Here is a 288-nt window from a genome sequence, read left to right as displayed (position 1 = left end):
GCCCATCTAGTAGAATTGACAGCCGACGCATCCCTTAAAGGGCGTTTTGCTTGAGATAGAATGCGTTTTAACACTTCAGGTTTTTTAGCTAAAAATATATTAACATCTTTAGTTCCTTTTTTGGTGTTACAGGGTTCACAAGCTAAACATAAGTTGCTAATTCTATTGGTACCGCCCTTGGCTTTAGGATGAATGTGTTCAACTTGCAAGGGAATATTTTCAGCATTACAGTAAGAACATTTTCTATTCCATTTGTTGAGCAGATACTCTCTTACTTCATAGCCAACT

Annotated in this window: 1 protein-coding gene; it reads right to left on the bottom strand. The window is 37.2% G+C overall.

Annotated elements, in window-relative coordinates:
• Nucleotides 1–288: HNH endonuclease (locus JUI58_RS00355; RefSeq protein ID WP_204101770.1), on the bottom strand; the 288-nt coding region annotated here is incomplete at both ends.

The organism is Spirulina sp. CCY15215, from assembly GCF_016888125.1.
Classification (GTDB): Bacteria; Cyanobacteriota; Cyanobacteriia; order Cyanobacteriales; family Spirulinaceae; genus CCY15215.
The sequence above is the reverse complement of the archived record's forward strand: the minus strand, read 5'-3'. Positions and strand labels throughout refer to the sequence as shown.